We start from the raw sequence: 22,429 nt of genomic DNA on the forward strand, positions 1-22,429 counted from the left end.
CCCCCGCTGTCATCGCGCCCTGCCCCCGCTGTCATCGCGCCCTACCCCCGCTGTCATCTCGACCGCAGGGAGAGATCTTAAACCTGCCTCGAACATCCCCCGCAGGGAACAACAAGATTTCTCGCTTCGCTTCGAAATGACAGCGGGGGCGGCATTACACCCTTCACCCTACCGGGAACACTTTTCGCCCTTACATCCTCTGTTGCCTCGACCTACCCCCGCTGTCATCTCGACCTGCCCCCGCTGTCATCTCGACCGCAGGGAGAGATCTTAAACCTGCCTCGAACCATCCCCCGCAGGGAACAACAAGATTTCTCGCTCCGCTTCGAAATGACAGCGGGGGTGACATCTCGACCTTTGCCCTATCGGGAATAACGAGATTTCTCGCTCCGCTTCGAAATGACAGCGGGGGCAGCATTACACCCTTCGCCCTACCGGGAACAACGAACACTGTCATAGCGACCAATGCCTAGGCTTTTACCCTTTCTTCCTCTGTCGCCTCGACCTGCCCCCGCTGTCATCTCGACCTGCCCCCGCTGTCATCTCGACCGCAGGGAGAGATCTTAAACCTGCCACGAAGAACTCACCACCCATCACTCAAATCCTTCCAATCAGGATTGGAACCGGCAACCAGAGCATTCTTCTTCTCCCGCCGCCATTTCTTGATCTCTTTTTCCCGTTCCAACGCGGCGACGATATCCTGGGTTTCCTCGAAGTACACCAGTTTATTCACGTTGTACTTTCCGGTAAAGCCCGGAACCAGTTTCATCCTGTGCTCGTGTAGCCGCCGCTCGAGATTGTTGGTTACGCCGACATACAAGACTTTGTTGTTCCAGTTCGTTAGCATGTAAACGTAATAATTATGCATTATCAGATTAAGATTTCTCGCTTCGCTTCGAAATGACAGCGGGGGAGGCATCTCGGCCTTCGCCCTGCCGGGAAAAGCAAGATTTCTCGCTTCGCTTCGAAATGACAGCGGGGGGAGGCTTCATGGCCTTCACCCTACCGGGAACAACAAAATTTCTCGCTTCGCTTCGAAATGACAGCGGGGGGAGGCTTCATGGCCTTTGCCCTGCCGGGAAAAGCAAGATTTCTCGCTTCGCTTCGAAATGACAGCGGGGGGCGGCTTCTCGGCCTTCGCCCTGCCGGGAAAAGCAAGATTTCTCGCTCCGCTTCGAAATGACAGCGGATGGAGGCATCATTGCCCTACCGGGAACGACGAACCCTGTCATCGCGACCAACCCCTGGCTGGCGTCCCTCACATCCTCTGTCGCCTCGCCCTACCCCCGCTGTCATCGTGACTTTTCTTGCCGTCACTGCGCCCTACCCCCGCTGTCATCTCGAACCGCAGGGAGAGATCTTAAACAAGCCTTGGAGCAATCCCCAGTCCTCTCACTCCCCGCTCACCAACCCCGCCGGGTTGCTGCAGCACCACTGCCGCAGCCGGTCGCTGCCCGCGATCCGCTCCAGTTCCAGCCACTCCCCCGCATCGGGCGGGCGGCGGGCCTCGGCGCCGTGGGCGTCCGACCCCAGGTACTGGACGCAGCCCCGGTCGATGAACCGCAGCGCCGTGCGCCGGCTGTCGCTGCCGAACCTGCCCAGCAGGCTGCCGGCGTTGAGCTGGATCTCCACCCCGTGCTTCAGCACGAACCCGGCCACGGCCTCGGCCATCTCCTGGATCGCCGGGATCCGCTCGGGATGGGCGAGGATGATGCCGTAGCCCCGGCCGGTGAGGATCTCGAGCGTTTCCAGCAGTTCGTCGACACCATCGTTGAACGACGGCTCGACCAGGAAGCGGCTGCTTCCCGCCAGGGGCAGGAGCTGCCCGTGCTCCAGGCGCTCGACCAGCTTGCGGTGGAAGGCGATCTCCATCCCCGGCAGCAGGGTCACGTCGACGGCGTTGCTGTCGAAGCAGTCCTGCACCGCGGCCATCTTCTCCAGCACGATCTCCCGCGACGCCGCCCAGGCGGTGCCGGGGATGAAGTGCGAGGTGCAGATCACCCTGGCGATGCCGAGGCGGGCGTAGTACCGCCCCAGGGCCAGGCTCTGTTCCAGCGCCGCCGGACCGTCATCGATCCCCGGCAGGATGTGGGCGTGGATATCGATGACCTCGCGGCAGGAGAAGGCCATGGCCGTCAGCCCTCGACCGCCGCGGTCTTTTGTTCATCCCGGCGCCGACCGCCGTTGTGCAGCTCCGCCACGGCCCAGGAGATCAGCGCCAGCAGGGTCACGGCATAGACGGCGTTGGCCGGCAGCCGCCAGCCGAAATCGACCAGTCCGTGCACCAGAAAACCGAGCAGGGCGCAGAAGGCGGCGGTGCCGACGATCCGGGCCTTTTCCGCCGCGGCATCGGCCGCAACCGGCGCGCGCAGCCGCCGGCCGATGCTCCAGACCCCGGCGATCAGCCAGCCGACAAACAGCGCCGCCATCGGCAGGCCGAGCTCGATCGCCGTTTCCAGATACTCGTTATGGACCCGGTCGAACAGCACATTCTCCGGAAACCCCTTGAGATAGACCCCGGACAGGAGCTTGTAGGCATCGACGCCGATCCCGGTCAGCCAGTGGTCGAACAGCAGCGGCAGGCTGGCCTGATAGATATGGAGACGGGTCGCCCCCGAGTCGCCGATGGTGCCGAACCGGGCGACAATCCCGTCCATCCCCAGCATCGAGCCGTAGACGCCGACAAACGCGACGATGGCGAGCGTCGCCACCAGCCGGGTGCGGCCGGACAGGGGCAGCAGGACGTTGAGCAGCACGCTGACCGTCAGCATCGCCAGGATGCCGCCGCGCGACAGCGAGAACAGCACGGCGAGGATCATCACCCCGGCGGCGCACAGCAGGACCGGCACCTGCGGCTGCAGCCGCGACAGGGAGCGGGCCAGGCGCTGCGGCAAGGCGCTGATCCCCGGCGGTGCGGCGGCGGAGCGGCCGGCCGACGGCGTAAGGTGGAGCAGCGCCCCGGCGATCGCCAGCGGCCAGCAGATGTTGAGCAGGGCGGCATACTGGTTGCGGTAGATGATCGTGCCGTGGGCCTCGGGGCCGTTGACCCCCAGCCACAGCATCCCGATCCCCGGGTTCATCACCTGCAGCAGGCCGTAGAGGCCTTCCGCCAGGCCGACGGCGGCGATGCCGTAGAGCAGCAGGACCGGGAACCGCTGATCGCGGCGCAGCAGCGCGGTCAGGGCGAGGAACAGGACCATCAGGGCGAGAAGGAAGATCGCGGTCTGCAGGCCGATGATCCCGTTGTCCCCCAGCGGCGCCAGGGTCAGCCCGGCCCCAGCCAGGTCATTGACCGCCGCCACCCGCTCGGCCCTGGCCGGCGACAGCAGCGCGATCAGCCCCAGCGGCAGCGGCAGCGACTGCAGGGCGGCGTAGAGCATCAGGACGATCGGCACCGCCAGCCGCCGCCACGACAGGCCCTCGGCCGCCGGCGACGGCAGGGTGTACAGCAGCCAGCCGCCGAGGCCGAGTAGGATGACGGCGACATAGGTCCCCTGGACGATCGGGTGGACCGCCCCGAACAACAGGGGAACGGTGACGACGATCAGCAGCGCCAGAAAGTTCGGGGCCTGCCGCAGCGCCGGCAGCCCGCTGATGCCGTGTCGTACCTTCTGTGCGACGGTCATTGCTTCGGGTTGCGGTAGCTGACGCCGGTGCCGAGGAAGCCGAGGGTGAAGCCCGAGCCGGAGAACAGCATGCCGCTGGAACTGGATTCGGCGAAGATGATATCCTGGTCCTTGATCAGCAGGCTGTCGCCGACCCCGGCCTGGAGATCGTTGTAGCTCAGGCTCAGCACCTGGCGGTCCAGGCCGGGGCCCATGTGGCGGATGAGCTTGATCTTGTCGGTGTCGGCATAGCCGGCCAGGCCGCCGGCGAGGGTGACGACCTCGGTGATGGTCATCCCGCTCTTGATCGGGTAGGTCCCCGGCTTGCGGACCGCCCCGTCGACGAAGCACTGGCCGGTCTCGGGGATGAAGATGACATCGCCGCCCAGCACCATGATATTCTGGGCCATGTTGCCCTTCTTGATCAGCTGGTCGAGGTCGACGAAGTAGTTGATATTCTTTTTGCTCTTGTCGTCGAAGCGGGTGATGTAGGCGGCGGTGCCGGCGCTTTCGGTCAGCCCCTCGGCGATGGCGATGACATCGAGGAGGTTGCGCTTCGACACGTAATCGTAGGTCCCCGGCTTCTTGAACGAGCCGACAAGGGTGATCTGGCGGCTGACATGCTCCTTGATGAAGATCGAGACGTGCGGGTCCTGGAGATATTTGGCGGCGAGGAGCTGCTCGATCTTCTCCTCGGCCTCGGCCGCGGTCAAGTTGCGGACATCGACCGTGCCGATCAGCGGCAGGCTGACCTGGCCGCGTGACGACACCCGGACCTCGGTGTTCAGGTCCTTTGTCTCAAAGACCGTGAGCTGGATCAGGTCGCCGGGCCCGAGGACGTAATCGCCGATGTCATCGGACGCCATGGCGGCGGCCGCCGGCTGGGCCTCGACCTTGTCGGTGGCCGGCTCCTGTTGCTCGATCGCCTGGCTGGCCTGCTGGAACTGCTCGAGGTCGGTGTTGGCCTCGAACTGTTCCTTGGCGCAGCCGGACACCACAAGGCAGAGCGCGGCAATGAGGAAACAGACAACTCTTCTCATTAACGATCCTTTCAACATCGGGGGAATTCCAACGGAAAACGTCAATCATTTAACCCGAAAAAGGACCGGCTGAATGGGATTTTCAGCGGTCCTCTTTCATGTCAAGCTCTTATCCGATCAGGTACCTGGGATCAGGTGCTGGGACTGGCGGGGGGTGTCGGTCTCGGCCCCGGCGATGGTTGCGGACTCGGGGCTGGTCCTGCGCCGAGGCCGGGGGTACCGTTGCCGTCATCATCGTCAAGCAGGGCAATCACCAGCGCCCCGGCGGCGACAGTGCCGGCGAACCAGTAGGCACCGTTTCTTTTGTCAATGCCCTCGTTTTGCGGCGGGGCGGCCGGCGGCGGGGTGGAAATGGCGAGGACGATCTTCTCGTTGGCGTTGACGGTCTTCATCCCGTCGGCGGTGGCGAACACCAGCCGGCCCTCGGTGACGCCGACCTCGGTCTTGCCGTCCTTGGTGACGACGACGGTGCCCCGGACGACCGGATCGCTGGCGGCGTTGAAGATGATCTCGGCGACGCTGTACACGCCCTCCGGGGTGTGGAAGGCGATCTTGCGGGCCTTCTCGGTGATGACGTAGTCGACGCTGCCGGACTGCAGAAAGAGCCGGAAGGTATCGGCCTCGTTCTTGATCGCGAATTTGGCCTGATCGGCCGCCACCAGTGAGATGCCGGCAGATTTGATCATGCACTTGCCGTCGCAGACCAGCATCGAGCTCTCATCGATCGGGTTCTGCCCCTTGAGGGTGTCGACTACCTGACCGTCCTTGAGAACGGAGATATTGCCCTGGCCGATGCTGCCGCCCCGGGCCGCGAACGAAACGGTCGAACTCAAACTGAATGCAATCACGAGACAGAGTGCAATGCTTCTTAGACTCTTACGCATACAACCCCCTTTTGATAACTATGTATCCCATTTTATAAATGGCTTTTCATTATTCCCTGGCATGAATCCAAGTTCTTTTTAGCATGAGGAGGACATCCATGCAACTCCAAATTGGAATAAATAATGCGACATGATACATTGTATCACTCGATTTTTCCGACAAAAGGGGGCAATTCGCGACGTTGACCAGACAACAGGAGATCTCTCCCTGCGGTCGAGATGACAGCCTTACTCCTGTCATTTCGAAGCGAAGCGAGAAATCCCGGTGTCCCCGATAGGGCGAAGGCCGAGATCCCGCCCCCGCTGTCATTTCGAAGCGAAGCGAGAAATCCCGGTGTCCCCGGCAGGGCGAAGGCCGAGATCCCGCCCCCGCTGTCATTTCGAAGCGAAGCGAGAAATCTTGTTTTTCCCTGCGGGGGATGTTCCGAGGCCTGTTTGAGATCTCTCCCTGCGGTCGAGATGACAGCGGGGGTAGGTCGAGATGACAGCCTTACTCCTGTCATTTCGAAGCGAAGCGAGAAATCCCGATGTCCCCGGCAGGGCGAAGGCCGAGATCCCGCCCCCGCTGTCATTTCGAAGCGAAGCGAGAAATCTTGTTTTTCCCTGCGGGGGATGTTCCGAGGCCTGTTTGAGATCTCTCCCTGCGGTCGAGATGACAGCGGGGGTAGGTCGAGATGACAGCCTTACTCCTGTCATTTCGAAGCGAAGCGAGAAATCCCGATGTCCCCGGCAGGGCGAAGGCCGAGATCCCGCCCCCGCTGTCATTTCGAAGCGAAGCGAGAAATCTTGTTTTTCCCTGCGGGGGATGTTCCGAGGCCTGTTTGAGATCTCTCCCTGCGGTCGAGATGACAGCCTTACTCCTGTCATTTCGAAGCGAAGCGAGAAATCCCGATGTCCCCGGTGGGGCGAAGGCCGAGATCCCGCCCCCGCAGTCATTTCGAAGCGAAGCGAGAAATCTTGTTTTTCCCTGCGGGGGATGTTCCGAGGCCTGTTTGAGATCTCTCCCTGCGGTCGAGATGACAGCGGCGGAAGGTCGAGATGACAGCCTTACTCCTGTCATTTCGAAGCGAAGCGAGAAATCCCGATGTCCCCGGCAGGGCGAAGGCCGAGATCCCGCCCCCGCTGTCATTTCGAAGCGAAGCGAGAAATCTTGTTTTTCCCTGCGGGGGATGTTCCGAGGCCTGTTTGAGATCTCTCCCTGCGGTCGAGATGACAGCGGCGGAAGGTCGAGATGACAGCCTTACTCCTGTCATTTCGAAGCGAAGCGAGAAATCTTGTTTTTCCCGGCAGGAGATCTCCCTTTTCACCACCCCCCGCCCAGGGCGAGATACAGCTGCACCGCCGCCGTCCGGCGCCCCAGTTCCGACTGCGCCCGGTCGGTCTCGGCGGCATAGAGCTGGCGCTGCGCATCGAGGACCTCGAGATAACTGACCACCCCGGCCCGGTAGCGCATCTCCGCCAGCCGCAGCCCTTCCCTCGCCGCGGTCTCACGCCGCCGCTGGGCGGCGATCTCGTCGGCGCTGCGGCCGTAGCGGCTCAGGGCATCGGCCACCTCGCGCAGGGCGTTGAGCCCGGTCTGGCGGTAGCTCAGCCCGGCCTGCTGAAGCCGGGCCAGGGCCGCCCGGTAATTGGCGGTCAGGCTGCCGCCGGCGTAGAGCGGCTGCAGCAGGTCGACGCCCGGCGAGGCGACGGTGGCCCCTTCGCCGTTGACCAGGTCGCCGAGTTCGGTGCTCACCGCGCCGAAGGTCCCGGTCAGCGTGATGGCCGGGAAGAACAGCGCCTTGGCCTCGCCGACCCGGGCATTGGCGGCGATCAGCTGCTGTTCGGCCTGGCGCAGGTCGGGGTAGCGCTCGAGCAGCGCCGACGGCAGCCCCGCCCAGCTCTCGTACATCGCGGCGAGGAACAGGAAGACGATCGCCAGGGCGAAGACGATCGGCGCCCGGCCACCTCGTCCATCGCCTGCACAGCGTCGCCTCCCGCGGCCCGAGACCGCCGTGGTGCATGTGGTACTCGACCGCCTCGACCACGACGATGGCGTCGTCGACGACGAAGACCGTGTTGTCGACGACGAAATCGCAGGCGATGTCGGCGGGAAAGCGCCGGGCCAGCTGCGGGATCGCCGCGCCCGCCCGCCCCTCCGGATAACCGCTGCCGTCGAACTTTTCATGATGCGAGCCCACCACCGAGGCGGCGTCGGTGAGCCACATCGCTCCCTTGACGATGTCGAGGCCGTACCGGACGTGGTCCTTCATCTCGTTGAATTCCTGTTCGTCCAGTCCGCCGGGCTTGAGCAGGATGTTGTCGCGGACACCGATCTTGCCGACATCGTGCAGAAACGCCCCCCTTGATCAGGCTCTGGATGTCGCTCACCGGCCGGCCGAGCTGTTCCGCCAGGCGGACGGCGTAGAGGGTGACCCGGAAGTTGTGGCTGTCGGTATCGCCGTCGCGCTTGGCGATGGCGCCGGCCAGGATCGTCAGCGATTCGAGGTTGGCGTCGAGCAGATGGCGCGAGAAGGCCGGAGGAAGGCGGATGCGATCAGGGGCACCGGGGCTCACGGCCGGGTTGACGTTGTCCCCGGTCATGCCCGCGAGACCGGATCGCCGGCCCGATTGGACATCCGTACTCTGAATGTTATTATATATGAGAGCTTGTTGCAAAACGATCGAGATTGTCAGTGATCAGCGGGCGGCGGGCGGCGGGCGGCGGACAGCGGGCGGCGGACAGCGGGCGGCGGGCAGCGGGCGGCGGGCGGCGGACAGCGGGCGGCGGGCAGCGGGCAGCGGGCAGCGGGCGGCGGGCAGCGGTGGTAACGAGGGGCATCCTCGGCATCATGAGATTTCTCGCTCCGCTTCGAAATGACAGCGGGGGCGGCATCACGTCCTTCACCCTACCGGGAACAATGAACACTGCCACCTCGACCGTCCCCCGCTGTCATCTCGACCTTCCCCCGCTGTCACCTCGACCTTCCCCCGCTGTCATCTCGACCTTCCCCCGCTGTCATCTCGACCGTAGGGAGAGATCTCAAACAGGACTTGGAATGGGCTCCGGCAAAGGAACAACGAGATTTCTCGCTCCGCTTCGAAATGACAGCGGGGGCGGCATCGCGACCTTCGCCCTATCGGGAATGACGAGATTTCTCGCTGGCGCTCGAAATGACAGAGCAAAAAACGAAATGACAGAAACAACAAAGACCTCCCGCTACCCCCCGGTGGACCGCCATGCCAGAAAAAAGACTGCAGCATATCTCCAACACGATCTCCTTCCGGATCGCCCTGCCGGCGTTTCTGACCATTCTCCTCTTCGTCATCGCCATCTTCTACGTGGTCCTGCCGCAGCTGGAACAAAGCCTGATGAACCGGAAGCAGGAGATGATCATGGAGTTGACGGAAACAGCCTGGAGCCTGATCGGCGATTACCATGAACGGGAACTGAGCGGAGAACTGAGCCCCGACGAGGCCAGGCGGCGGGCCGTCCTGCGGATCGGCAACCTGCGCTACGGCCCGGAAAAAAAGGATTATTTCTGGATCAACGACATGACCCCACGGATGATCATGCATCCGTACCGTACCGATCTCGACGGCAAGGATATCACCGACTTCAAGGACCCCAAGGGCAAGCGGCTGTTCGTCGAATTCGTGCAGATCGTGAAAAAACAGGGTGCCGGCTATGTCGATTACATGTGGCAGTGGAAGGACGAATCGCAAAGGATCGCGCCCAAGATCTCGTACGTCAAGGGCTACACGCCCTGGGGCTGGATCGTCGGCACCGGGATGTACATCGATGACGTCAAGGCCGAGATCGCCACGATCCGCAATCACCTGGCCGCCGTCTCCGCCGGCATCCTGGTGATCATCTCCCTGCTCGCCCTCTACTCCATCCGCCAGAGCCTGCTGGCCGACCGGGAACGGCAGCGGATCTTCGCCGAGCGGGGGGTGTTGATGAAGTCGCTGGAGCAGAGCACCGAGCGGTTCCGCAACCTGATCGAGACCACCAGCGACTGGATCTGGGAGATCGACCGCGAGGGGCGGTATACCTATTCCAGCCCCCGGGTGGAGAACCTGCTCGGCTTCGAGCCGGAAGAGATCCTGCACACCACGCTGACCACCTTCTCGGCGCCCGACCAGGCCGCCGCGGTCAACGCCGCCTTCGCCAAGCTGCTCGCCGCCGGTAAGCCCTTCAGCGGCTTCGAGATCACCTCGCTGGGCAAGGACGGCCAGGTCGTGGTCCTCGAGTGCAACGCCGTGCCGATCTTCGACGACCAGGGCAGCCTGGCCGGCTACCGCGGCGTCGCCCGTGATATCACCGAACGCAAGATCGCCATGGAGACCCTGAAGAAGAGCCGCGACGATCTCCACGCCAGCCTCGAGGAGACGGTGGCCTCGCTGGCCTCGACCGCCGAGAAGCGCGACCCCTATACCGCCGGGCACCAGCAGCGGGTCGACCGCCTGGCCTGCGCCATCGCCCGGGAGATCGGCTTTCCCGAGGACAAGATCGAAGGACTCCACATCGCGGCGCTGCTGCACGATATCGGCAAGATTACCCTGCCGTCGGAGTACCTCGCCAAGCCGACCCGGCTATCGACGGAGGAAAAGGCCCTGTTCAAGCTCCACCCCGAGGTCGGCTACGAGATCCTGAAACGGATCCACTTCCCGTGGCCGGTGGCGGACATCGTCCTCCAGCACCACGAACACCTCGACGGGACGGGCTACCCGCAGGGGCTGAAGGATGACGAGATCCTGCTCGAGGCCAAGATCCTCGCCGTCGCCGACGTGGTCGAGGCGATGTCGTCGCACCGTCCCTACCGGCCGTCGCTCGGGATCGACATCGCCCTCGACGAGATCCGTTCGGGGCGGGGCAGCCGCTATCATGGCGAAAGCGTCGACGCCTGCCTCAAGTTGATTCTGGAGAAGAAATTCGACCTGAGCTACACCATGGACGAGGGCGGCGGCGGGGTCGGGTGACGGATGGTTGCGGTTGTCGCCCTTCCCGGCTGTGTCATCGCGACCTGCCCTCGGCTTTTGCCCTTTCCTGCTCCGTCATCTCGACCTGCCCCCCGGCTTGTCGCCCTTTCATGCTCCGTCATCTCGACCTGCCCCCGCTGTCATCTCGACCTGCCCCCGCTGTCATCTCGAACCGCCCCCGCTGTCATCTCGACCTGCCCCCGCTGTCATCTCGACCGCAGGGAGAGATCTCCTCCAGCGGCCAGCGGTTGTAACAAGGGGCATCCTCGGCATCACAAGATTTCTCGCTTCGCTTCGAAATGACAGCGGGGGAGGCTTCATGGCCTTTGCCCTACCGGGAACAATGAGCACTGTCATCTCGACCTGCCCCCCGGCTTGTCGCCCTTTCATGCTCCGTCATCTCGACCTGCCCCCGCTGTCATCTCGACCTGCCACCGCTGTCATCTCGACCTGCCACCGCTGTCATCTCGACCTGCCCCCGCTGTCATCTCGAACCGCAGGGAGAGATCTCATGCCACCAAGGGCGGGTTACCGGCGGCTCAGGCCCCCTTTTCCTGCGCCTCGAACTGCTCCAGTGCCTCCAGCGCCTCGCAGCCGTACATCACCGCCGGGCCGCCGCCCATGAAGATGGCGACGCCGATGGTCTCCAGGATCTCCTCCGTCGAGGCGCCGGCGCGGAGGGCGTCATGGACGTGATAGGCGATGCAGCCGTCGCAGCGGACCGTGATCCCGATCCCCAGGGCGATCAGCTGCTTGGTCTTGGCGTCGAGAGCGCCGTCCGCCGTCGCCGCGGCGCTGAGCTGGGCGAAGGCCGTCATCGGCCCGCGCAGATTTCGGGCCAGTCGGCCGTACACCTGCTTCAACCGATGGTGGTACTCGGGGTAATCGTCATGCACCGTTTGTCTCCTTGTCGAGGCGATTGCGCCGGTTGGCGATTGCGCCGGTTGGCGATTGAACCTCTTCCTGTCGGGTTGACTGTCCTTCCTGTCATCGCGACCTTCCACTCTGCAAAGGAACAACGAGATTTCTCGCTTCGCTTCGAAATGACAGCGGGGGAGGCTTCATGGCCTTTGCCCTACCGGGAACAATGAGCACTGTCATCTCGACCTGCCCCCGCTGTCATCTCGAACCGCAGGGAGAGATCTCCTCCAGCGGCCAGCGGTTGTAACAAGGGGCATCCCTGCCAACACAAGATTTCTCGCTCCGCTTCGAAATGACAGCGGGGGAGGCATCACGCCCTCCGCCCTACCGGGAACATCGAGTTTTCTCGCTCCGCGTCGAAATCCACCCTCACCCCACCCGTGCCGCCAGGTACCGCACGATCTCCGCCAGGGTGTTCAACTGCCCGTAGTCGGCCTCGGGAACGCTGACCCCCAGTTCCTCGTCGAGACGGATGAAGAAATTGAGGGCGTCGAAGGAGTCGATATCGAGCGTCCGGCGGATGTTGTCGTCCGGGCCGAGGGTGGCCGGATCCGATTCCGGGGCGATTCGCCGGAGAATCCCGAACACCACCTCTTTGATCCGTTCTTCGTTCATAGTTTCTCAGGCTCCTGGAGATAGCGGTTGAGGGCGTCGAGGAACTGGGCGCCGCGATGGCCGTCGGTGGCGCGGTGGTCGGCGGCGAGGGTGGCCGTCAACACCGGCCGCACCGCCAGCATGCCGTTTTCGGCCCACGGCTGCTCCTGCGTCCGGCCGAAGCCGACCAGGGCCACCTGGGGCGGGTAGATGACCCCGTACACCGTTTCTACCCCGAGGTCGCCGAGGCTGGTGACGGTGACGGTGGCCTCCGTCATCTCCGAACTGCGCAGGCCGCCGGAGCGGGCCCGGGTGATGAGATCGCGCAGCGCCGCCATCAGCTCATCGAGGTTCTGCAGATCGGCGTTGAGGAGCGCCGGCGTGATCAGACCGCCCTGGCGCAGGGCGATGGCGAAGCCGATATTGATCGCCTCCCGGGGCTGGAGCCGATCCTCGAGCCAGTAGCCGTTGAGCTCCGGCACCTCGTTCAGGGCCAGGGCGACGGCCTTGATCAGCGGCACGACCGGCAGGATCCGCTCCCGGATCGGCCGTTGCAGGTTCTCCGCCTCCAGCCGGCGCAAGGTGCGGCTCATATCGATCCGCAGCTGCAGGTAATAGTGGGGAATTTCGCGGTTGGAACGAGCCATGGCGGCGGCGATGGCCCGGCGCATGCCGGCCTGGAAATCGCGGGCCGGAGGCGATTCCGCAGTCGGTGGCGCGGGCGCCTGTTCCGCCACGGCCGGAGGCGGTTGGTCCGGCGCCGCCGGCGGGACCTGGGGGGCAACGCCGCCCTCGACGTCGGCCGCCCGGATGGCCCCGCCCGGCCCGGTTCCCTGCAGCCGCTCCAGAGCGAGGCCGCGTTCGGCCGCCAGCCGGCGGGCGTAGGGCGAGGCCTTGATCCGCCCCGCTGGCTCGGGGACCGACGGAACCGAGACGGCAGGCTCGTGCTGTTCAGGCGGCGCCGCGGCTGCGGCTGCTTCACTCCGAGCCGGTGCCGGGGCCGCCATTTCGCCGGCAGCCGCCGCCTCCTCTTTCGGGGCGGCGGCCGGCTCGCCGTCCGTCCGGATGACCGCCAGGACGGTGCCCACCGGCACCTTCTGCCCCGGCTCGACCACCAGCCGCTCGATGACGCCGTCCTCGTACACCTCGATCTCGATCGCCGCCTTGTCGGTCTCGACGACGGCGACGACGTCGCGGCGCTTGACCCGGTCGCCGGGCTTCACCAGCCACTCGACCAGCGTCCCCTCCTGCATATCCGCGCCCAGGCTGGGCATGGGAAAATCAGCCATGGCCACCCACCATTGTCCGCACCAGATCGACGATCTTATCCACCTGCGGCAGGGCCGCATCCTCGAGGTGCTTGGCGTACGGCAGCGGCACTTCCGCACTGCACAGGCGCTCCACCGGCGCATCGAGCTCGTAGAAGGCGCCCTCCATGATCCGGGCGCTGATCTCGGCGGCGAGGCTGCCGCTGCGCCACCCCTCGTCGACGATGAGCGCCCGGTGGGTCCGGGCCACCGAATCGAGCAAGGTCGTGTCATCGAGCGGCCGCAGGGTCCGCAGGTCGATGACCTCGGCCTCGATCCCTTCCCGGGCCAGGATCTCCGCCGCCTCCAGCGCCTTGAACAGGCTGGCCGCATAGCTGATGATGGTGATGTCGCGGCCCGGCCGCCGCATCCGGGCCCGGTCGATATCGACCGCTCCGGCCTCGACCGGCAGCGTCCCCTCCATGTTGTAGAGGCCGCTGTTTTCGAAGATCAGCACCGGGTCCGGATCCTCCAGGGCGGTCCACAGCATGCCGCGCGCGTCCTCGACGGTGGCCGGGGTCAGCACCTTGAGCCCGGGGATGTGGGCGTACCAGCCCTCGAGCGAACGGGAATGCTGCGCCGCCACCTGGCGGCCGCCGCCGGTCGCCAGCCGGATGACGATCGGCACGTTGAACAGGCCGCCGGACATGTGGAGGAGGACGGCGGCGTTGTTGATGATCTGGTCGGCCGCCAGCAGGCTGAAGTTGACCGTCATGATCTCGACGATCGGCCGCATCCCGCCCAGCGCCGCGCCGATCCCCGCCCCGACGAACCCCGATTCCGACAGCGGGGTGTCGCGGATCCGCTCGGGCCCGAATTCGTCGAACAGGCCCTTGCTGACCGCGAAACAGCCGCCGTAGCGGCCGACATCCTCGCCCATCAGGAAGACCCGCTCGTCCTTGTGCATCGCCTCGCGGATCGCCTCGCGCACCGCCTCGCGGTAAGTGAGCCGGCGCATGGTCTCGGCAGTGGTGGTCATGGCATCCTCCGTTCCGAATAGACGAAGCGGGTCAGGTCCTCGAGAGGCTCCTGGCTGCCGGCCTCGGCAAAGGCGACGGCGGCGCTGATCTCCCGGGCGACCTCGGCCTCGATCTGCGCCAGGTCGTCGTCGCTCACCTGCCCGGCGTCCCGCAGCCGCTCGGTGAACGTCGCGATCGGACAGCGCTTTTTCCACTCCTCGACCTCGGCCCGGTTCCGATAGAGTTCGGCGTCGTACATCGAGTGGGCGCGAAAGCGGTAGGTGCGGCATTCGAGGAACTGCGGCCCCTCGCCGGCGCGGATCGCCTCGGCCGCCAGGTGCGCCGCCGCCTCCACCGCCAGCACGTCCATCCCGTCGACGGCGGCGGCCGGCATGCCGTAGCTTGCGGCCTTGGCGGCGATGTCGGTGACCGACTGGGTGTAGCGCAGCGCCGTCCCCATGGCGTAGAGGTTGTTCTCGCAGACGAACAGCACCGGCAGCCGCCACAGGGCCGCCAGGTTCAGGCTTTCGTGGAACTCGCCCTCGGCGACGGCGCCGTCGCCGAAGAAGCAGCAGCTGACGCGACTCTTCTCCTGCATCTTGTCGGCCAGGGCCAGGCCGACCGCAATCGGCAGGCCGGCGCCGACGATGGCATTGCCGCCGTAAAACCGGGTCCGGTCGTCGAACAGGTGCATCGACCCGCCCCGGCCGCGGCTGCAGCCCTCCTGCCGGCCGTACATCTCCGCCAGGATGCAGCCGGCGGAGACGCCGCGGATCAGGGCGTGGCCGTGCTCGCGGTAGGTGGCGACGATGGCGTCGTCGAGGGTCAGGGCCTCCAGCACCCCCACCGCCACCGCCTCCTCGCCGTCGTAGAGGTGGAGGAAGCCCCGGATCTTCGTGGTGGTATACAGTTCGGCGCACTTGTCCTCGAGCCGGCGGATGCGGATCATCGAGCGCAGCAGGTGCAGGCCATGCTCGCGTTCCACCGGTTCCGCCCTGGTTGTCGCGTTTTTCCTGGTTTTCATTCGCTCTTCTCCAATGTCGACAGGTCACCTTCGGGCAACCCCAGTTCCCGGGCCTTGAGCAGCCGCCGCATGATCTTGCCGGCCTTGTTCTTGGGGAGGTTGGCCTGGAATTCGATCTCCTTCGGCGCTACCGCCGCCCCCAGCCGCTTGCGGGCGAAGCCGATGAGCTCGAGGCGCAGTTCGTCGGTCGGTTCGATGCCGGGCCTGATCGTGACGAAGGCCTTGACGAGTTCGCCGATCAGCGGGTCGGGCTTGCCGATGACCCCCGCCTCGACCACCGCCGGGTGCTCCATCAGGGTGCTCTCGACCTCGAAGGGGCCGACCATGTGGCCGGAGGTCTTGATAATGTCGTCGGCCCGGCCGACAAACCAGAAGTAGCCGTCGCCATCGCGCCGGGCCAGGTCGCCGGTCAGGTACCAGCCGCCGACGAAACACTGGCGGTAGCGCTCCTCGTCGTGCAGGTAGCCGCGGAACATCGACGGCCAGCCCGGCCGCAGCGCCAGGTCGCCGTGGGCATCGGGGTCGGTGATCACCTCGACCGCGGCGGCGCCGGTGCGGCGGACGATTGCGGCCTCGATCCCGGGCAGGGGGCGGCCCATCGACCCGGGCCGGACCTCCAGGGCCGGGAAGTTGGCGATCATGATGCCGCCGGTCTCGGTCTGCCACCAGTTGTCGTGGATCGGCAGGCCCAGGGCCTTCTGGCCCCACACCACCGCCTCGGGGTTGAGCGGCTCGCCGACGCTGTGGACGACCCGCAGGCGACTGAGATCGTAGCTGCGGACCGGTTCGACCCCCAGCCGCATGAAGCGGCGGATGGCGGTGGGCGCGGTATACCAGACGCTGACCCGCTGGGTCTCGAGGATCCGGCACCAGCGGGTCGCATCGAAATCGGCCTCGTCGACGATGTTGGTGATCCCATGGAGCAGCGGGGCGATGATCCCGTACGACGTCCCGGTGACCCAGCCCGGGTCGGCGGTGCACCAGAAGACGTCATCGGGGTGGAAATCCAGGACGTACCGGCCGGTAATGAAGTGGATCAGCGCCGCCTGGTGGACGTGGAGCGCCCCCTTCGGCATCCCGGTGGTGCCGCTGGTGAAGTGGAGGACGGCCACATCCTCGGGGTCGGTGGCGGGGATGGAGAAGGCGTCGGCCGCCGCCGTCATCAACCGCGACCACGCCAGCAGGCCGTCGCCCGGATGGTCCTCGGCATCGACCAGCAGGACGTGTTTGAGGTTGGGCAGCGTCGCCCGGAACGGGGCGACCTTCTGCCGGTACTGGCGCTCGGTGGTGACCAGGACCCTGGCATCGCCGCGGCGCAGCCGCTGGCAGACCGGTTCCGGGCCGAAGGCCGAAAACAGGGGGCAGAAGACGCTGGTGTTCTTGAGGGCGCCGAGGGCGGCGATGTACAGTTCGGGGATGCGGTCGGCAAGCACCGCGACGGTGTCGCCCTTGCCGATCCCGAGGCCGGTGAGGATATTGGCGAAGCGGTTGGTCTGGGCCGCAAGCTCGCCGTAGGTGAAGTCGCGGACCGTGCCGTCGCTGCCGAGCCAGCGCAGGGCCACCCGCTCGCGGCGGGGACCGGCGGCGTGGCGATCGATCGCCTCGTGGGCGATGTTGAGCCCCTTGCCGCCGGGCAGGCCCTCGAACTCACGGCGGACGTGGTCCCAGGAAAAGGAGGCACAGGTGGCGGCATAGTCCAGCAGATTCGGACGTACCGCCCAGGATCGCGGCTGTTTCTGTATCGGCGCCCAGTGCACTGTCACACCTCACATCACCCTGCGGTGAACGAAGAAGATTGCAGCCCCGCCGTGATCGCACAGGAGAAGTTGCCTGTCAGGACTGCCCGGAGACAACCGCCCAACCGTTGCGGCATCTCTCTATGGTAAGACTATCAAAATTGCGCCGGCGAATCAAATTTTTCGCTTTGTTGATCGGGGTGATCGTTCCTCCCTGACAATTAAAATCGTGTTTTCATCCATTTGGAGCGCCAGCGTGAAATCTCGAAGTTCCCGGTAGGGTGAAGGCCGTGATGCCTACCCCGCTGTCATTTCGAAGCGAAGCGTGAAATCTTCATGTTCCCGGCAGGGCAAAGGCCATGATCCCGCCCCCGCTGTCATTTCGAAGCAAAGCGAGAAATCTTCATGTTCCCGGCAAAAGATCTCTCCCTCGCGGTCGAGATGACAGCGGGGGTTGGTCGCGATGACAGAACATGAAAGGGCATAAGCGAGGGGATTGATCGAAGCGACATTGCACATGAAAGCGCAAAACGCAAGGAGGCAGGCCAAAAAAAAGGCCTGCAGTGGGAAAGGAATGGGTGGCAAGCCAGGGGCAAGGTCGCGATGCCGCCTCCTTTGTCATTTCGAGCCTCCCCTGTTGTCATTTCGAGCGCCAGCGAGAAATCTCGTCTTGCCGAAGCTGCCCCACCTCGCGGTTGCTGATAGCTGACAGCTGATCGCTGCAGGAGCTTTCTCCCCTGCCGGCAGTGGCCAGGGGAGAAGGTGAGGGTTGATAATTACTGCTACGCCGTTACCGGGCGACCGCCACCGACCGTCTGGCGGCGGAGACCTTGTTCACCGCCGTTTTCCGGGACAAACCGGTGTTGTCCGGAACCGGACCCAACGATCGCAGACACTTCCGAAGTATCAACTGGTAAGTGTCCCAATCCCTTGTGGTCAGTGCATTCTGCCGTGCAAAACTCAGTTCTGAATTGGCCATAAACTGCCTCCCTGGAAAATGTGCCGGCCCAGGACGAAAAAAGCCCCCGGACCAATAAAAATTGATCTGGGGGCCCTGATTTCTCCACAGATACGCCACGACCATCCCTGATCCTCGGGGACAAGTCTTCCAATTCAGGCAGGTCTTCTGACTTCCGGCTCTTCCTACTCGTTGCGTCTTCCCGATCGGATGGATCAGTGACGTACGTGCAACATTCGTCCCCGGTTACAGCGGCGGGCCCGTCTCCGATTCGCACGGAGTTCCCTTTTCTTCCTTTACGGAACCTGAACGATGACAGTTGACCAGATAGCGGCCGGGAAAGCAAGAGGTAACGGAAGTCAATTGTCAACTGCCCACGATGGTCGCTTGCGGTCGAGATGAGACCGGGGGAAGGTCGAGGCGACAGAGCATGAAAGGGCGAAAAGGCAAGGGGAAAGCTGAGAAACAGGGAAGAAATGGGCAAATGCCTGTGGTAATAATCCTTGGTGCCGTCTCTGATACTCTTTTCACCCTCAAGTCAGTTGTGTCTACCAATTAAAGCCTCCAGGTAGCCTCTTCTCATATAATTCATTTTTTCCCATGATTTTTCTTTATCAGACAAGAGTGCTTGAACCAGCTCATTGAGACATATGACATCAGACTGTCTGTATTTCAACGCTAGTTGTCTGGCTTTTTCTTTGTTAATCATAGCTATAGAATTCAAGGAATCACATCGAAAATAATCAATCTCTTGATGATCATTCAAAATAGAAACCAGGATAGAAATTGCATTCTCATCGCCAATATTACCTATCGCACCAATGGCATAGCGACGATGTATCATATTTTTATTTAGAATTTCTTTTGAGAGTCGAGGAATCATCTCACTTCCCATTAAGATCAATGGATCCATTATCTGATCTTCTGCTCTGTTTTCATGATAAAATTCTTGCAATGCGATTTCTGGACTATCCGGAATCTTGTTTTTGGCGAAATTGAATACCAGAAAAACAACCCCAACAATAATCACAACGAATATTGTGAATATTTTCATAGAAAATTATATTTTTTCTTTATTTGACTACTAATGGAATGCCGGTGCATTGAGTGTCTGAACGATATTGCCGATCAAGTCGTACTCCAAGGTCTCGTGGACCTCGCACGGAAGCGTCACCTTGTTGACAACCAGCCGCAGCCGGCCACGAAATGATCGAACTGGAACAGTTACTGATAAATTCCATTAACAGGTAAGATATCCCCATGTTCCTCCCGTTAGTGAATCACCTTATGTTTATTATTCTTCTCATGTCGACGCATTTCATAAACCTTAATAGTGGCTAATAAAAAAAATGGCCCCCAGAGCAATAATAATAAGATTAAAGATCTGATTGAGCCGAATCCGAAAAATGTAATAACAATTAAGTGCTTATCCGTAAATAATGCCTACCTTTCGGAAGGCAATGATCGCCGCGGCCATATGCAGCAAGGCCGTATAGGTGTCCGCTCGCTTCTCGTAGCGGACCAAGATCTTTCGGAAGCGGTTGAACCATGAATGGCTCACCTCAACCACCCACCGCCTGGCTTTCCAAGCGGGATTGTTGCTTTTCTCTTGTATCTCCTCCCCGCGTGCTTTCACGTGAGGGATGTACTCATGGGATACAATTATTTGCTTGGCCGGATTGCCATCGTAGGCTTTATCGGCACACAGGTGCTGCTCAATATCTTTGGGACGCTCGATGACGATCTCCACCAACACAAGTTCCAATTGGGTCACATCATGCCGGTTGGCTCCGGTCACGACGAGCGATAACGGGACACCACGGCCGTCCACTAACAGGTGTCGTTTGGTTCCTTTTTTTTCCCCTGTCGGTCGGGTTCCGACCAACCGCTTCCTGCGCCAGGGGAGCCTTGACCATGGCTCCGTCAATGCTTTGCCAACTCCAGGCGATACCCTCCATTTCATCATATTCGGCAAGTCCGGCTCGCCAGAGTGCGAGAAAAAACCCAGCTTCCATCCATCGCATGAAATGAGCATGGATCGCACTGGGGCTGCCGTAAATCTCTTTGGGCAATGCCTTCCATTGGCAGCCAGTTCGCAACACATACACGATCGCTTCAAAGATACGACGCGGGAGCATCGGCTTTCTGCCCCCGCCCGGCTTGCGCTTGTAGGTCAGGTTCGGATCGCGTTGCGGCTTTGGAATAAGCGGCTCAACTCTTTCCCAAAACGAATCGGATACTTCCCACGACTTGATTTTTGCCATATTGTCTCCGTGATAGGGGTTCGTTATGGCTACCAGCATAGCAAAAATTATGAGGAAAGTATATTTCATTTACGGATAAGCACTAAATTTACAGGAAAATTGACAACTAACTCAACAAAATTTCCGAATAAGGTATTATCACAGAAAATTGATGGAAAAGGTGCAGGATCAAGAACTTCGCAAGTTGTATTCAAAATTTCAATTGTACTATTATTTAATGATAATAGTAACTTTGAATTGAATACAAGGAAAAGAAAAATGATTACATAGCCAATGCATATTTTTTTTGTAGTTAATATTATTCTTCTCATTACTTGCTTCCCTCTTGTTGTGCACAATATCATTGTAACCTTCAGCAATATTTTGTGCATCATGAGGGTTGTCTTTAGGAATACAAAATTTTAGCATCCTTGTTTGCCGGTAAGGTATTGATCAAAATCTGCAATAACTTGTAAGGTACCATATGAATAACCGTTTTTTGCACCAGCATATCCATAATTATAATTTCCTGCATCTGTCATTTCTTGTCGACTTAGACCAAAGCCAGCATTATCGGGATTGTTTAACAAAGAAGTGGTCCCAATCTTTAAACCACTGCACCATCAGGGGCCTTATGCGACATTGCACTTGGCTACGAACTACATCATTCGGTAGCGCAACCTCCTGCCCTTGGTTTGTCACTTCGCGAAATGATCGGACTGGAAAAGTTACTGATTGCCTGCATTAATAGGTAATGTCTCTCCTTATTTATCTCCATACTTTGGCCCTTACAAGGAAATGATGCCTTTTCCCCTTAACGGGAGACATTATTCCTTGACAAGGGGCCTTTTAATGGGTGACTAGTGCCCGGCCACGACATCACACCTCGGCTACGGCCCGGCTTGGTCGTTGGTGCACAAAGTAACTATCGAAACAACTGTTATAACATTAGAATACGAAACAACTGTGTACAGAGGAACGAGATGAATAGCTCGCTTTTTATACAACAATTAAACAACGTTCTCTTACTCCCTCATTCGTGCCATTCTGTACTCTTCAGAAATTCGTTTTTCTTACTTGTATGGTGTTGACCTGTCGAAATTAATTTTCACTAAATAGGTTTTATTGGCATCAAAATAAAAAATGTCAGGTTGCCTGCACCCTGCCTTCTTCATAATCCCTAAAGTATTCATTATCAGCGAAATACTGACATCTTCATGAACTTTTAACAATGATTTTGCAGAAGGATTCCCTTCCATTCTTTCTTTGCATGGGAGCTCTAATAGGAGTTTTTTTGATTTTGCTATATCATCAATAATATAAACGAAATCTGAGTTCTCTTTTTCTATATTAAGAGTTAATACATAGTTGTTTAACTGCTCTGCATTTGTAAAAGTAGAAAATAAAAAAACGAATACAACATTTAGATTAAATATTAATATATTATTCACCTATGTATCTCCTATATAGAGTTCCAGGCAGATCGCTATATGGATCAATGGAGACACCATCAGAATGTGCCTCCACTGATTGCCCATTATTTGAGATAATACCAGTATGACCAGTATAGATCTCACCAGGCTGAGGGGTTAGTTTGTACGCAAAGATATCTCCCGGCTCTGGGGATTCACCTGGCTCAAGTTGCCTCCAGTTATTTGGATCCCAGTTTTGGTTAGCAAGTTCACCTGCTGTGGCATATCTCCCATTATTTGATCCTGCAGGAATAACAGAAATCGGTGCTCCAGCCTCCTGAACAACAACGCCAACAAATCCGCTACACTTGTATGAATCCTTGGGATATTGACTGTTGTAGCTAGTATTATAGTCAAAAGCATGGCTACCATTATACCCTCTAGATATAGCGTCTATTAACTGCCTTCTTGCAAGATTAGCCTCGCTTCCTTCTATCAGACCACTAGGATCATTAAAATTCACCGGATCATTTTGGACATACCCATACAGATTACTATCCCCACCGGCAAAATCAATCGGATCCTTGGCCGTCCACTTGCCGATCTCCGGCAGATAGTCGCGATAGCCGAAGCGGATCAGCCCGGTATCCCGGTCATGGAGGCCGCCGGCAAAGCCGAAAGAAATGATGACCGACGGGTTGCTGTCGCTCAGGATATTGCCGAAGGAATCGTATTCGATCCGTTTGACGATACTGCCGCCGCTGTCGACCACCAGGCGCAATGA

18 protein-coding genes, 2 pseudogenes and 1 riboswitch are annotated in these 22,429 nt (G+C 60.7%); of the genes and pseudogenes, 1 reads left to right on the plus strand and 19 read right to left on the minus strand.

The features are described from left to right. Nucleotides 1–583: 583 nt before the first annotated feature. From ACWGKN_RS12305 to ACWGKN_RS12340, 8 genes and pseudogenes are all read right to left on the minus strand, one after another. Complete coding sequence (locus ACWGKN_RS12305) at nt 584–868, minus strand: GIY-YIG nuclease family protein (protein ID WP_424255919.1); 285 nt, start codon at nt 866–868, stop codon at nt 584–586. 524 nt (nt 869–1,392) lie between these two features. Then, nucleotides 1,393–2,130, minus strand: coding sequence for a tyrosine-protein phosphatase (locus tag ACWGKN_RS12310; RefSeq protein ID WP_452095351.1), 738 nt, complete (start codon nt 2,128–2,130; stop codon nt 1,393–1,395). A 5-nt stretch (nt 2,131–2,135) separates the two neighbouring features. Next, complete coding sequence (locus ACWGKN_RS12315; protein WP_035232003.1) at nt 2,136–3,626, minus strand: O-antigen ligase family protein; 1,491 nt, start codon at nt 3,624–3,626, stop codon at nt 2,136–2,138. Continuing rightward, a complete protein-coding gene (locus ACWGKN_RS12320; RefSeq protein ID WP_424255913.1) occupies nt 3,623–4,645 on the minus strand; it encodes a polysaccharide biosynthesis/export family protein in 1,023 nt (340 codons plus the stop codon). Before ACWGKN_RS12320 ends, ACWGKN_RS12315 begins: the two co-directional genes overlap by 4 nt. Before the next feature lie 131 nt (nt 4,646–4,776). Further along, on the minus strand, nt 4,777–5,478 hold the full coding sequence (locus tag ACWGKN_RS12325) for a hypothetical protein (protein WP_035232007.1): 702 nt from the start codon (nt 5,476–5,478) through the stop codon (nt 4,777–4,779). 1,354 nt (nt 5,479–6,832) lie between these two features. After that, entirely contained in the window at nt 6,833–7,420 is a 588-nt protein-coding gene (locus tag ACWGKN_RS12330) for a TolC family protein (protein ID WP_452095352.1), read from the minus strand. A gap of 47 nt (nt 7,421–7,467) precedes the next feature. Further along, nucleotides 7,468–7,577 (minus strand): annotated as a pseudogene (locus ACWGKN_RS12335) (efflux RND transporter permease subunit); the annotation flags it as partial. Between the two features lie 111 nt (nt 7,578–7,688). After that, a pseudogene (locus ACWGKN_RS12340) lies at nt 7,689–7,862 on the minus strand (HD-GYP domain-containing protein); the annotation flags it as partial. Nucleotides 7,863–8,748: 886 nt separating this feature from the next. Here ACWGKN_RS12340 and ACWGKN_RS12345 point away from each other — a divergent pair. Further along, nucleotides 8,749–10,491: a cache domain-containing protein gene (locus ACWGKN_RS12345; RefSeq protein WP_452095353.1), complete on the plus strand. Its 1,743-nt coding sequence runs from the start codon at nt 8,749–8,751 to the stop codon at nt 10,489–10,491. A 539-nt stretch (nt 10,492–11,030) separates the two neighbouring features. On the opposite strand, the gene ACWGKN_RS12350 is transcribed toward ACWGKN_RS12345, so the two are convergent. The 11 genes from ACWGKN_RS12350 to ACWGKN_RS12400 form a co-directional block, all read right to left on the minus strand. After that, complete coding sequence (locus ACWGKN_RS12350; protein ID WP_452095354.1) at nt 11,031–11,387, minus strand: carboxymuconolactone decarboxylase family protein; 357 nt, start codon at nt 11,385–11,387, stop codon at nt 11,031–11,033. Nucleotides 11,388–11,781: 394 nt separating this feature from the next. Next, nucleotides 11,782–12,027, minus strand: coding sequence for an acyl carrier protein (locus tag ACWGKN_RS12355; protein WP_452095355.1), 246 nt, complete (start codon nt 12,025–12,027; stop codon nt 11,782–11,784). Then, nucleotides 12,024–13,295, minus strand: a complete 1,272-nt coding sequence (locus ACWGKN_RS12360; protein WP_452095356.1) for a dihydrolipoamide acetyltransferase family protein — start codon at nt 13,293–13,295, stop codon at nt 12,024–12,026. Before ACWGKN_RS12360 ends, ACWGKN_RS12355 begins: the two co-directional genes overlap by 4 nt. Then, entirely contained in the window at nt 13,288–14,292 is a 1,005-nt protein-coding gene (locus ACWGKN_RS12365) for an alpha-ketoacid dehydrogenase subunit beta (RefSeq protein ID WP_452095357.1), read from the minus strand. Before ACWGKN_RS12365 ends, ACWGKN_RS12360 begins: the two co-directional genes overlap by 8 nt. Next, nucleotides 14,289–15,296, minus strand: a complete 1,008-nt coding sequence (gene pdhA / locus ACWGKN_RS12370) for a pyruvate dehydrogenase (acetyl-transferring) E1 component subunit alpha (protein ID WP_035234713.1) — start codon at nt 15,294–15,296, stop codon at nt 14,289–14,291. Before pdhA ends, ACWGKN_RS12365 begins: the two co-directional genes overlap by 4 nt. Continuing rightward, nucleotides 15,293–17,053: an acetate--CoA ligase gene (gene acsA, locus ACWGKN_RS12375; protein WP_035234711.1), complete on the minus strand. Its 1,761-nt coding sequence runs from the start codon at nt 17,051–17,053 to the stop codon at nt 15,293–15,295. Before acsA ends, pdhA begins: the two co-directional genes overlap by 4 nt. A 1,078-nt stretch (nt 17,054–18,131) precedes the next feature. After that, a riboswitch (cobalamin riboswitch) is annotated at nt 18,132–18,314 on the minus strand. A 214-nt stretch (nt 18,315–18,528) separates the two neighbouring features. Further along, entirely contained in the window at nt 18,529–19,044 is a 516-nt protein-coding gene (locus ACWGKN_RS12380; RefSeq protein ID WP_035234812.1) for a hypothetical protein, read from the minus strand. A 372-nt stretch (nt 19,045–19,416) separates the two neighbouring features. Next, a protein-coding gene (locus ACWGKN_RS12385) for an IS5 family transposase (protein ID WP_424255536.1) occupies nt 19,417–20,254 on the minus strand; the annotation gives its coding sequence in 2 pieces (ribosomal slippage) (nt 19,417–19,843 and nt 19,842–20,254; 840 coding nt in all). Nucleotides 20,255–20,655: 401 nt separating this feature from the next. Then, nucleotides 20,656–20,823, minus strand: coding sequence for a hypothetical protein (locus ACWGKN_RS12390; RefSeq protein WP_452095358.1), 168 nt, complete (start codon nt 20,821–20,823; stop codon nt 20,656–20,658). 483 nt (nt 20,824–21,306) lie between these two features. Further along, complete coding sequence (locus ACWGKN_RS12395; RefSeq protein ID WP_452095359.1) at nt 21,307–21,684, minus strand: hypothetical protein; 378 nt, start codon at nt 21,682–21,684, stop codon at nt 21,307–21,309. Then, a complete protein-coding gene (locus ACWGKN_RS12400; RefSeq protein WP_452095399.1) occupies nt 21,677–22,417 on the minus strand; it encodes an RHS repeat-associated core domain-containing protein in 741 nt (246 codons plus the stop codon). The genes ACWGKN_RS12395 and ACWGKN_RS12400 overlap by 8 nt, the downstream gene beginning before the upstream one ends. Nucleotides 22,418–22,429 lie beyond the last annotated feature (12 nt).

The organism is Desulfoprunum sp. (genome assembly GCF_053613775.1).

Bases quoted from the DNA above. Each gene is read 5' to 3' on its own strand.
- ACWGKN_RS12380 (WP_035234812.1), bottom strand. From the start codon at position 19,044: ATGAAAATATTCACAATATTCGTTGTGATTATTGTTGGGGTTGTTTTT.
- ACWGKN_RS12365 (WP_452095357.1), bottom strand. From the start codon at position 14,292: ATGACCACCACTGCCGAGACCATGCGCCGGCTCACTTACCGCGAGGCG.
- ACWGKN_RS12360 (WP_452095356.1), bottom strand. From the start codon at position 13,295: ATGGCTGATTTTCCCATGCCCAGCCTGGGCGCGGATATGCAGGAGGGG.
- ACWGKN_RS12315 (WP_035232003.1), bottom strand. From the start codon at position 3,626: ATGACCGTCGCACAGAAGGTACGACACGGCATCAGCGGGCTGCCGGCG.
- pdhA (WP_035234713.1), bottom strand. From the start codon at position 15,296: ATGAAAACCAGGAAAAACGCGACAACCAGGGCGGAACCGGTGGAACGC.
- ACWGKN_RS12320 (WP_424255913.1), bottom strand. From the start codon at position 4,645: ATGAGAAGAGTTGTCTGTTTCCTCATTGCCGCGCTCTGCCTTGTGGTG.
- ACWGKN_RS12355 (WP_452095355.1), bottom strand. From the start codon at position 12,027: ATGAACGAAGAACGGATCAAAGAGGTGGTGTTCGGGATTCTCCGGCGA.
- ACWGKN_RS12330 (WP_452095352.1), bottom strand. From the start codon at position 7,420: ATGTACGAGAGCTGGGCGGGGCTGCCGTCGGCGCTGCTCGAGCGCTAC.
- ACWGKN_RS12345 (WP_452095353.1), top strand. From the start codon at position 8,749: ATGCCAGAAAAAAGACTGCAGCATATCTCCAACACGATCTCCTTCCGG.
- ACWGKN_RS12305 (WP_424255919.1), bottom strand. From the start codon at position 868: ATGCATAATTATTACGTTTACATGCTAACGAACTGGAACAACAAAGTC.
- ACWGKN_RS12310 (WP_452095351.1), bottom strand. From the start codon at position 2,130: ATGGCCTTCTCCTGCCGCGAGGTCATCGATATCCACGCCCACATCCTG.